The sequence below is a fragment of the Lysinibacillus alkalisoli genome (assembly GCF_014643595.1).
GTDB lineage: Bacteria > Bacillota > Bacilli > Bacillales_A > Planococcaceae > Metalysinibacillus > Metalysinibacillus alkalisoli.
Genome location: NZ_BMJT01000007.1, coordinates 201,205 through 210,600 on the forward strand (window position 1 = coordinate 201,205; position 9,396 = coordinate 210,600).

A 9,396-nucleotide genomic window follows, 5' to 3' on the forward strand; every position below is an offset into this window, starting at 1 on the left:
AGAACGCCTCCTTTATTTCTGTCGATTTATAAATGTTTCAAATTGTTCTCTCGTCCATGTATTCACAACTAAATCCGTTTTCACCCATGCTTTTTGTGCATATTGTACACCAAGTGGCATATAATCTAATTGCTCGATGGCATGAGCATCTGTATTAATGGCAACTGGTACATCTGCCTCCATCGCCAATCTCAGATGTGCTTCACATAAATCCAAACGGTATGGATTAGCATTTAACTCTAAAATTTTACCATATTCTTTTGCCCATGCCACAAGTTGTGGCATATCAACTTGATAGCCTTCACGCTTCTCGATAATTCTGCCTGTAGGGTGCGCAATCATATGGACATAAGGATTTGATAGCGCATTATGTAAACGCGCCATAATTTCTTGTTGTGATTGATTAAAGCTTGAATGAATAGAGGCAATTACAAAATCTAATCGTTGCAATACATCGTCTGAAAAATCTAACGTCCCGTCTGGTAAAATGTCCATCTCTGTGCCTGCAAATAAACGGAAGTTTTGTTGTGCTTGATTATATTTTTCGATTTCCATGCGCTGCTCATCTAATCGTTCTGGCGTTAAACCATTTGCTACGCGTAAAAACTGTGAGTGGTCAGTAATAACAGCATGTGTATAACCCCGTTGTTGAAGTGCATCACCCATTTGAGCAATGCTATTCGCTCCGTCTGACCATGTCGTATGCATATGTAAATCACTCACAATATGCTTATGTTGAATCAACTGCTCAAAGTTAGTTCTTTCAAACTCCTCATGTCCTACTCGCAAAGCTGGTGGAATATTAGGCAAGTCAAAGTGATGGAAAAATGCCGCTTCACTCGTAAATGTCTTCATAGTGCCGTCTACTAATTCAACACCATACTCACTAATTTTTTCACCACGTGCCTTAGCAATTTGGCGCATGCGTACATTATGCTCTTTAGAGCCTGTAAAGTGGTGTAATGCTGTTGCATATTCTTGTAATGCTACAAAACGGAAATCCACAGGCATATAATTGTCCGTCAAAACAACAGAGACTTTAGTATCTCCCGCAGCTACAACTTCATGAATATCCAGTGTGGCAAGTAGCCTTTCTTTTAATGCTTGAGGCGCTGAAGTGGCTACGATAAAATCTACATCTTTACTGGTTTCATTAACGCGACGATAGCTACCTGCTACAGCGTATTGTTGTACATCTTCACTTGTGCTTAGCCATTCATTAATTTTTTTAACGATAGGTTCAATTTCCCAAATAGCATGGCGCTCAGCACGTAATTCTAATTGAGCGATACCACTTAACAACTTTTCTTCCGTTTTAGCGCCAAACCCAGCTAGCTTTTGTACTTCTTGTGCCTCGCATGCTACTTTTAAATCGGCAATACTCTCAATACCTAACTCATCATATAATTTCGCTATTTTTTTACCCCCTAAACCTGGGATTTTTAATAGGGACATTAATGTCGCAGGGATTTCTTGCTGTAATGCTTGTAATACAACACTGTCACCTGTCACAAGAAATTCACTTATGACTTCAGCTGTACCTTTGCCAATCCCTTTTATTTTTGTTAAATCCTCCATCTCATCCATAGCGCGTGCATCATTTTCAAGAGCTGCTGCCGCTTTACGATAAGCGCTGATTTTAAAAGGATTTTCTCCTTTGATTTCCATATAAATCGCTATTTCTTCTAATTTACGAATTACTTGTTTTTTATTCATCTGTCATCCCCCTAATACAAAAGACACCTTTCAGACGAAAAGTGCCTTACAATACATCTTTATATGCTGCACATTACGAATACACATACCACCATTTTTGCATGAGTTGCGTGAGACCAGGCGTATACTCTACAATCAGTTTACCTAAAATAGAATTTTGCATACGTGCCACTAAAAATTCAAATGGTAGTAATGCCAGTAAATAAAGCACGATAAAAATCGTCATATAATACTCCACTAAACCTAAAAGACCACCAACAATACGATTTGTTGATTCAAATGCTGGTAAATAAGCATAGTGATCAAAAAAAGTAATAATAAGTTTAACAATCAGTTTAACGGTAAAGTAAAGAAGTGCAAAAGCAAAAATTTGATAAAAAGTACCGTCAATATCGATTTTACTTAAGTCTAGTGCTGTTTTTGTTGTGCTTTCTATACTTGGGTAAGGCACCCAAAATACAAATTTTTCTGCTAGTGATTTATAAAAGATTAGCGCTACAATGATGGAGATAACCATGCTTGCCACATGCATACCTTGAACAATTACGCCTCGTTTTGCTCCCATAATAAATCCAATCGCTAACAGAATGATAATAAATAAGTCTATCATTCACTCAATCCTTTAGTTTTCTTAATTGTTCTTCAAGTTCTTCAATATACTCTTTTAGCTCCACATTTTCATTCACCATATTAACTGCTGTTAATACAGCGAGTTGCGTACTATCGAGTGATGGATTTTTACGTTTTATTTCTTTCATGCGATCGTCAACCATTGACGCTATGAGACGCATATGCCCAACCGTTTCTGTACCTACCATATAGTATGTGCTACCATGGATGGTCACAGCAATTCGATTTTTTTCTTGTTCCTGCAAGCATAGCACCTCCTCAAACACCAATTCACTTTCTTATCGCCATAAATTCCTGATTACTTTACCCAAAAAGCTATCTATAATGATACCATGAAAGAGATTCATTTGTGAATAAAGAGAACACATAGAAAGGAATCATTTTATGACAAATGTTGTTTTAACTTGTGATAATACCCTCTGTGAAAAGATTATCACTACTTTCACACCTTATAAAATAGAGAATAAAGCGCCGGGTGTTCGCTTTTCAGCCAAGGTGGATGGCTGCACTATTACATTATATCGTTCAGGCAAGTGTTTATTTCAAGGGGCTAATGCTGAACATTATGCAAAACCTTACATGACAACCCCCACCTCTAAACCAAACACTACTTTACCAACAAATTTTTCAAGCTTTTCTGTTTTAGGTTCTGATGAAACAGGTACTGGTGACTATTTTGGCCCTGTCACAGTAGCAGCTGTCTATGTAAGTAAAGAGCAAATTCCTTTATTACAAACATTAGGTGTTAAAGATTCTAAATTGTTGAAAGATGATACGATGCTAGCATTAGCACCACTGATTAAAGCTGCTTGCCCTCATAAAGTATTACTTTTAAAAAACCCTAAATACAATACTCTTCAAGCAAAAGGTTTCTCACAAGGGAAAATGAAAGGGTGGATGCACAACCAAGCGTTACGTCTTGTAATTGACCAATTGGACCATTATCCACAAGCCATTTTAATTGATCAGTTCGCGACTAAAGATGTGTACTTTAATTATTTAAAGGGTCGTAAAGACATTGTACATGAGCGCGTTTATTTTGCGACTAAAGCTGAACAAATTCACCTATCTGTTGCGGCAGCTAGTATTTTAGCAAGAGCTGCTTTTGTAAAAGAGATGGAAGCATTAAGTAAAACAGTAGGCTACCCATTACCAAAAGGAGCTGGTCATAAAGTGGACGAAGTAGCTGCTCGTATTTTACGAACAAGAGGTGAGGAGTTTTTACAATCTATCACTAAATGGCATTTTGCTAACACAGATAAGGCACGAAAATTGTGCTAATAAAATAAGTTTTACCTTTTAAATACAAAAAATATCAGACCAAATAAATTTGATCTGATATTTTTATTGTTAAGTTTGTTTTAACGTACTTCTAAACCGTCAATTGTAGCTAAGGCTTTTAATACTTTATTATGTGCTGCTACTACTTCTTCATCAGTCAATGTATGTGCAGGATCTGAATAGGTTAATGAGAACGCTACAGACTTCTTACCTTCTGGCATTTTATCACCTTCATATACATCAAACACATGAATATTCTTTAATAATTTTACATTTGCTGACTCAATTACCGCTTTCACTTCTCCAGCTGTTGTTTCGCGATTTAAAATAAGCGCAATGTCACGTGACATCCCTGGGAAACGTGGTACAGCTGCGTATTGTAGAGCCGGTTTTGTCATAGCTGACTCTAATAATATGTGCAGGTCCATCTCCATAACATATGTTTCTTTTAAGCCTACTGTTTTTTCCGTTGTAGGATGTAACCCACCGATTAAACCAATCACTTTACCATCTAGCATAATATGTGCTGTACGCCCTGGATGCAAACCGTCCACTACCGTTTTAACAAATGTTACATCATTTGCCAGACCAAGTTTAGTAAGTAATGCCTCTACAATGCCTTTCATTACAAAGAAATCAACGGCTTTCTTCTCGCCTTGCCAAGCATGATCTACCCACTGACCTGTAATCACAGCGCCAATATGTTCTCGCTCATATGGTTGGTTTGTCTCCTGTTTACCAACAAAGACGGAACCTATTTCATATAATCCTACTGTGCTTACATTACGCGCCACATTATGTGCTGCAGACTGCAGTAAATGTGGAATTAAACTTTGTCGTAATGTACTATGCTCCTCACTCATTGGCATCATTAATTTTGTCACTTCACCTGTCGCAATGGCAAATTGTTGTGCCAATTCTTCTGAAGTTAAAGAATACGTAATCGCTTGATATAAACCTGCACCTTCCACAACGTCTCGCACAATACGACGCCCTGCTTGATAAGGTGTTAGTTTACCAATTTGAACAGCACCTTCTGGCAACGTTTTGGGAATTTCATCATAACCATAAATACGTGCAATTTCTTCCACAACATCTTCTTGAATTTTAATGTCTTGTCGACGTGTTGGCACTGTGATAAGTAACTTGCCGTTTTGAGCCGTTACACCAAATTGGAGACGTTCTAAAATCGTAATCATTTCTTCCATCGGAATCTTCATTCCCAGGTGTCGATTTACAAAATCAGGTGATACAATAATAGTTTTTGCTTCTTTATTTAATTCATCAAATACAACATCTTCAGCCAATACTTCACCATTTGCTAACTCTACTAGTAATTGTGCTGCACGGTCCGCTGCTTGTTGTACACGATTAGGGTCTACACCTTTTTCAAAACGAGCTGAAGCATCTGAACGTAAACCTAATCTGCGTGATGTACGTCTGACACCTGCACCAGCAAAATAAGCTGACTCAATAATAATAGTCGTTGTAGCGTTTGTAACCTCTGTGTTAGCACCACCCATCACACCTGCTAAGGCAATAGGTACTTCACCATTCGTAATCACTAGATCTGTTGGTAATAATACACGCTCTTGTTGATCTAATGTAGTTAGTGTTTCACCCTCATTAGCATAGCGCACAGTGATTCTTCCTGTTTGCACACGTTCATAGTCAAAGGCATGTAGGGGCTGACCATATTCCATCAATACATAATTTGTAATATCTACTACATTATTTAGCGGACGGACACCTGCTGCCATTAAACGTTGTTGTAGCCATAATGGGGATTCCTTCACTTGAACATTTTTGATCACTTTAGCTACGTACATTGGGTTTGCTTCTTTTGCTTCTACTTGTACTTGCAATTGTTCTGTTGCTTTTTCATGAGATAGCACTGTTGTAGTATTAGGTAATGTTAAAGGTTGCGCTAAAATAGCTGACACCTCATACGCTACGCCTAACATAGACAAAGCATCTGAACGGTTAGGTGTTAAATCTAATTCCAAAATTGTGTCTTCGTAACCTAAATAACGCAATGCATTCTCACCAACAGTAGCTGTTGAAGGTAATACATAAATTCCTTCTGCATATGCTTTAGGTACCACTTTACCTTCAATACCAAGCTCTTGTAGTGAACAGATCATACCGTTGGAAACTTCACCACGTAACTTTGCTTTTTTAATCTTCATACCATTTGGTAACACAGCTCCTGGTAATGCCACAATAACATGTTGTCCTTGTGCTACATTCGGCGCGCCACAAATGATTTGTTGAAGCTCTTCTGCGCCTACATCAACTTGACAAATATTTAATTTATCCGCCTGTGGATGTTTTGCCATCTCTTTTACATACCCTATCACAATATGTTTCATACCATGAGACATATCCATGACAGCATCTACTTCAATACCTGAGCGTGTAATTTTTTCTGCTAATGCAGCTTCTGTTAATGCTGAAATATCAACATAATCTTTTAACCAATTTAATGATACTAACATGTTTCTTCCTCCTTATGCTTCTGTCTCATGGAATTGTGATAAAAATCTCATGTCATTTGTATAGAAATGACGAATATCATCCACTCCATACTTCAACATGGCAACACGTTCTACACCCATACCAAAAGCAAAGCCTGATACTTTATTCGGATCATAGCCTGACATCTCTAGCACATTAGGATGCACCATACCTGCCCCTAAAATCTCAATCCAACCTGTCTTTTTGCATACATTACAACCATCTCCACCACAACGGAAACAAGAAATATCCATCTCAACAGATGGTTCAGTGAATGGGAAGAAACTTGGTCGAAGGCGGATTTCACGATTTTCACCAAACATTTTCTTGGCAAATAAATCTAGTGTCCCTTTTAAATCACTCATGCGGATATTCTCACCTACAACAAGGCCTTCGATTTGCATAAATTGATGTGAGTGAGTAGCATCATCATGGTCACGACGGAACACTTTACCTGGGCAAATAATACGGATTGTTTCCCCATCCTTTTGTTCCATAGTACGAGCTTGCACAGGTGAAGTTTGTGTACGTAACAATATTTCCTCGGAAATATAAAACGTATCTTGCATATCTCGTGCAGGATGGTCTTTTGGTAAATTAAGGGCTTCGAAGTTATAATAATCTTGTTCTACTTCTGGCCCTTCAGCCACTTGATAACCCATACCAATAAATAAATCTTCAATCTCTTCAATAACACGTGTTAATGGATGACGATTCCCCACACGAATTGCTCGACCTGGTAAAGTCACATCAATAGCTTCTTCAGCTAACTGTTGTTCTACAGCCAGTTGTTCCAATTTTGTCATGCGCTCTTCTAACACTTGCGTTACTTGTTGACGCATTTCATTCACTAGCGCACCCATCTTCGGTCGCTCTTCAGCTGTTAATTTCCCCATACCTTTTAATAAATCTGTAATCGGTCCTTTTTTACCTAGATACGCAACACGCACCTCTTGTAATTCCTTCATATTTACTGTTTCTTTAATTTTTGTTAATACTTCTTCTTTTAGTTGTTGCAAGCGTTGCTCCATATTAGACAACCTCCTTAAAATAAAAAAACACAAAAAAACCCCATCCCAAAAAGGGACGAGGACTAATCGCGGTACCACCCTAGTTACTGTTATAATGTAACAGTCACTTCATTAACATAACGGTCTGAGAGACCGGCATACCTTTACAACATATGTGTTGGTCTAAGTAGCTGCTCAGAAGGTGAATTCAAAGTGTACAACTTTATATGTGCTTACAGTCTATGACACATACTCCCTGTGAAATGTACCCTCTTTTACTAATCCTTCATCATTGCATTTATTTATTACATTCATCCTAATTATACGGGGTATACAAAGGAAGTCAAGTTGGTTTATAAAATAAGACGATAAAGTAAAATACCCGTTGCTACTGCAACATTAAGTGACTCTGCCTTGCCACGCATAGGGATTTTAATATTCTCATCTGTCTTAGCGAGTAATTGAGGTGAGATGCCACTGCCTTCATTACCTACAATTAAAGCCCATTTTTCTGCTGGTGAAACGTCTGTTAATAAAGTGGCATCATCTAATGATGTACCATAAATCACGGTATCTTGCGCCATTAATTTTGCTAAAGCTTCTTCTAAATCCATACGCATTAATGTGATATGAAAATGTGAACCTTGAGCAGCGCGCAATGTTTTAGCATTAAAAGCATCTACAGTACCATTGCCTAAAATCACGGTCTCAACTCCAGCGGCATCTGCTGTACGAATCATTGTTCCTAAATTGCCAGGGTCCTGAATAGCATCTAATAATAAATAATGTTTACCTTGTAAGTTAGTGTTACTTTCCTGCTTACAAACAGCAAATACCCCTTGTGTCGTTTCTGTCTCGGCTAACTCTTTAGCCACTTGTGCTGTTACTTCAAACATTGGTATATCATCTGTATCCCACAACATAGGAAGTGCTACGTCTTCACGCACAATAATTTGTAAGACACGTTCTTTATTTTTCAAGGCTTCTTCTACTAAATGAAAACCTTCAATAAAAAAAGCTTGGCTTTTATCACGCTCTTTTTTCGTAGTTGCTAGCTTCTTCCACTGTTTAACAGTAGCATTTTGTATAGATTCGATACGTTTCATATATTTATAGCTGCTAATCGCAGCTGCCTCCCTTACTACATATTATTTTTATTATAACGTATCTTCGCACTGTAAAAGCTATAATTTCAACATTAAATAACCTACTTCAAGACATTTACGTGCAATGGTTGCTAATGAAGCCTTGACATATACCCTGTAGCCATTATCATCTAACTCTAGATAGCTACCTTTCTCAGCTGCTGGATATGTTTTAAAGTCTAATGTAAATAAGTATAATGTTTTTTCTTGCGACATTTTTAACTGAATTGCAAATACAGGCGTCCCGCCAATAAATAATGGTGGTAAACGCTTAACACCTAAAATATGTCTTGATCCTGATAACCTTCCAGCTAACGAACTGCCATTAGCTAAACACATTTTATCTATAATGGTTACTGGGCTATGTGTTGTATAAAATTTATCATTTTTTGTAATAATTCTCGCTAGGTAGTTACTATGCATACATGGTTCAATTAATAAAATTTCTTTTGTAACCATCGGTGAAGCTATATCATTTTTGTACCATACTAACATATGCCAACGCCTCCAAAATAAATTACTTTCTACAGACTAATGACTACATACAATTCACCTTGTACAACTTACCATGTATTCTACAATTTAAAATCTGTTAATTCAATCTTTTCTTATCATATTTTTGAAGTTTTTATCTTTTTTGTATATCAAAATAACTAGTAAAATTCACTTTTATAATGGTCTATCCTTAAGTTATTCATTATAGAATACTGCTTTAAATAGCGTACCTTTATTTTATTATCATAAATTTTTACTTTTAAATTTCCATTTTTTTATGAATGCTTTTTGTAATAATAACGATAAATATCACTTTTTTTAGGTATTATGCTATTTTAAACAAATGTATCTTTTTCAGCTTTTTCTCATGATTTGTGAAGGATTATAGATCAATTCCTTACCTAGATCTACATCTCCGATTTATTTGAAAAGAAAAAAGCACTCAAGACGAAACGTCTTAAGTGCTTGATGACCCCTACGGGATTCGAACCCGTGTTACCGCCGTGAAAGGGCGGTGTCTTAACCGCTTGACCAAGGGGGCCTTGCCTTTTTTCTACCACTCAACATGATGGCGGAGAAGGAGGGATTCGAACCCTCGCGCC

At 37.2% G+C, this 9,396-nt stretch carries 8 protein-coding genes, 1 tRNA gene and 1 other annotated feature; of the genes, 1 reads left to right on the forward strand and 8 read right to left on the reverse strand.

Annotated elements, in window-relative coordinates; genetic code table 11:
- Positions 1-12: 12 nt before the first annotated feature.
- From polX to zapA, 3 genes are all read right to left on the reverse strand, one after another.
- Positions 13-1,716, reverse strand: coding sequence for a DNA polymerase/3'-5' exonuclease PolX (gene polX, locus IEW44_RS11800; protein ID WP_188615250.1), 1,704 nt, complete (start codon positions 1,714-1,716; stop codon positions 13-15).
- A 73-nt stretch (positions 1,717-1,789) separates the two neighbouring features.
- Positions 1,790-2,326: a CvpA family protein gene (locus IEW44_RS11805; RefSeq protein WP_188615251.1), complete on the reverse strand. Its 537-nt coding sequence runs from the start codon at positions 2,324-2,326 to the stop codon at positions 1,790-1,792.
- Positions 2,327-2,330: 4 nt separating this feature from the next.
- Positions 2,331-2,591, reverse strand: coding sequence for a cell division protein ZapA (gene zapA / locus IEW44_RS11810; protein ID WP_188615252.1), 261 nt, complete (start codon positions 2,589-2,591; stop codon positions 2,331-2,333).
- A gap of 139 nt (positions 2,592-2,730) precedes the next feature.
- Here zapA and rnhC point away from each other — a divergent pair, with 139 nt between their 5' ends.
- Complete coding sequence (gene rnhC / locus IEW44_RS11815; RefSeq protein WP_188615253.1) at positions 2,731-3,627, forward strand: ribonuclease HIII; 897 nt, start codon at positions 2,731-2,733, stop codon at positions 3,625-3,627.
- 80 nt (positions 3,628-3,707) lie between these two features.
- Here rnhC and pheT read toward each other — a convergent pair whose 3' ends face one another.
- From pheT to IEW44_RS11840, 5 genes are all read right to left on the reverse strand, one after another.
- Positions 3,708-6,125: a phenylalanine--tRNA ligase subunit beta gene (pheT, locus tag IEW44_RS11820; protein ID WP_188615254.1), complete on the reverse strand. Its 2,418-nt coding sequence runs from the start codon at positions 6,123-6,125 to the stop codon at positions 3,708-3,710.
- Positions 6,126-6,137: 12 nt separating this feature from the next.
- On the reverse strand, positions 6,138-7,175 hold the full coding sequence (pheS, locus tag IEW44_RS11825; RefSeq protein ID WP_188615255.1) for a phenylalanine--tRNA ligase subunit alpha: 1,038 nt from the start codon (positions 7,173-7,175) through the stop codon (positions 6,138-6,140).
- Positions 7,176-7,223: 48 nt separating this feature from the next.
- Positions 7,224-7,456 (reverse strand) — a binding site (T-box leader).
- Between the two features lie 51 nt (positions 7,457-7,507).
- Positions 7,508-8,260 (reverse strand): TrmH family RNA methyltransferase, encoded by a 753-nt coding sequence (locus IEW44_RS11830; RefSeq protein WP_188615256.1) that lies wholly within the window; start codon positions 8,258-8,260, stop codon positions 7,508-7,510.
- A gap of 78 nt (positions 8,261-8,338) precedes the next feature.
- Positions 8,339-8,794, reverse strand: a complete 456-nt coding sequence (locus tag IEW44_RS11835; protein ID WP_188615257.1) for a competence protein ComK — start codon at positions 8,792-8,794, stop codon at positions 8,339-8,341.
- Between the two features lie 469 nt (positions 8,795-9,263).
- Positions 9,264-9,336, reverse strand: a tRNA-Glu gene (locus tag IEW44_RS11840).
- Between the last annotated feature and the right edge of the window lie 60 nt (positions 9,337-9,396).